Here is a 1,448-nt window from a genome sequence, read left to right as displayed (position 1 = left end):
CAGTGTCTCCGAGGGATGTGCAGACCTTGATGACCTTCGCTGGCAACCTTGCTGATCTCGCCGAGCATCTTGAAATAGAACTGTTGCCTTCTCAACGAGCGAAGCTTCAGGCTGCGCTTGACCTTGAGCTGAGGTCGATGCAGACATATGACGATGCCTGGCCGGCAATTGAGTTGCTGGCAGCACGAGGTATCAAGATCGCCGTGTGTTCCAATTTGGCCTGGGACTATTGTGAGAAAGCGCGGCTACTGCTTCCGGGGCTGGATGCCTATGCGCTGAGCTCAGAGTGCGGTTTGATGAAGCCCGACCCCATGATCTACAGGCACGTTTGCTCTGCATTGGGTGTTCAGCCCGGCAATCCTGCTGACACAGACCCAGGGCGAGTGCTGATGGTAGGAGACTCTCGTAAATGTGATGAGCAAGGGCCTCGAGCATGCGGGATCTTGGGTTACCACCTGGATCGCGGAGGGGCGGGGCCGTTGAAGAGTCTGCTCGATTTCTCCGCTGCTGTTGTCGAAAGCCTGGATGTTGAACAAGAGTGAATGCCCGATCCAGGCAGGTGCCCGTAATGTCACTGACCGGGGGCTGGTCGCTCGTAGTGCAGCTCACCAAATAGGCCAATCATCAGGTCGCCATCGAGGATCTCGAATGGAAGCTCGACATACTCGTCTCGATGGCGAGGGAGTGCTTTGCCGTCGTGGCTTGCGTTCTTGGTGTGCCCCTGTACCTTCTCGCCGTTTTCTTTGATGTAAGGCAGTACGACAATCCGGCCATGGTTCTTGGAGATGATCGTTCCCTCATGCCAGAGGGTTTGTCCATTTTCGCTACCTGATTCGCCACCAGTGGTTTTGATCACCCATCCGGGGGTGCCGTTCTCTTCGTACCAAAATACAAATCCACCCATGACCACGACGCGTTGACCGCGGGCCCGTGCCTCCATGAGGATTTTTTGAACGCTGGCAAGCTGCAGTAGCTGGTTAGCAAGTGGCAGCAGCATAGATCGGATAGCGGCTTTGGTTTTTCCCCAATGGTCGGTACCCGACAGCCCAAATCCCCTGGCAATTTTTTCCCGTGCGCAGGAAACGAAGCACTTTTTGGTGGGCTTGAGCCGTGTCGACCAGTCATGTTCTCCAGACCGAACTAACGCCATTCCCCACCTTGGGATGTGTGCAATCCGCAGGTAGGGCGATTCCTGGAGCTGCTCGTGGAGATCTTCCCGCAAGTTTTCGAGCTCGGGTGACAGCACAAGGTCTTCGGCGCGAGGTCGGTCAAGATGAGCATTGCGGCGCAGAGCTTCACTCAGCATCAGACGCTCTTCGTCAGCCAAGCGCCGCTGCGCGGTCAGCTCCTTTTCAGCCTTCAACGTGATCGAGATGCGGAGGTCGTTATCCAAATCCAGCTCATCGACCCTTGCTGAAACTTCGGCGTTGAACTCAGCTACGTGTTTA

General features: G+C 55.9%; 2 protein-coding genes. One reads left to right on the top strand and one right to left on the bottom strand.

Annotation, left to right across the window (positions count from 1 at the left end; translation table 11 throughout):
- A partial coding sequence (locus HP547_RS27805) for an HAD family hydrolase (RefSeq protein WP_218583501.1) occupies positions 1-542 on the top strand: 542 nt, incomplete at its 5' end.
- 29 nt (positions 543-571) lie between these two features.
- Here the strand turns inward: HP547_RS27805 and HP547_RS27800 are convergent.
- A partial coding sequence (locus tag HP547_RS27800) for a hypothetical protein (protein ID WP_172288656.1) occupies positions 572-1,448 on the bottom strand: 877 nt, incomplete at its 5' end.

Source organism: Pseudomonas sp. CM27 (assembly GCF_013179515.1).
In the GTDB taxonomy this organism is placed as follows: domain Bacteria; phylum Pseudomonadota; class Gammaproteobacteria; order Pseudomonadales; family Pseudomonadaceae; genus Aquipseudomonas.
This window is presented reverse-complemented; position numbering and strand designations above follow the sequence as displayed.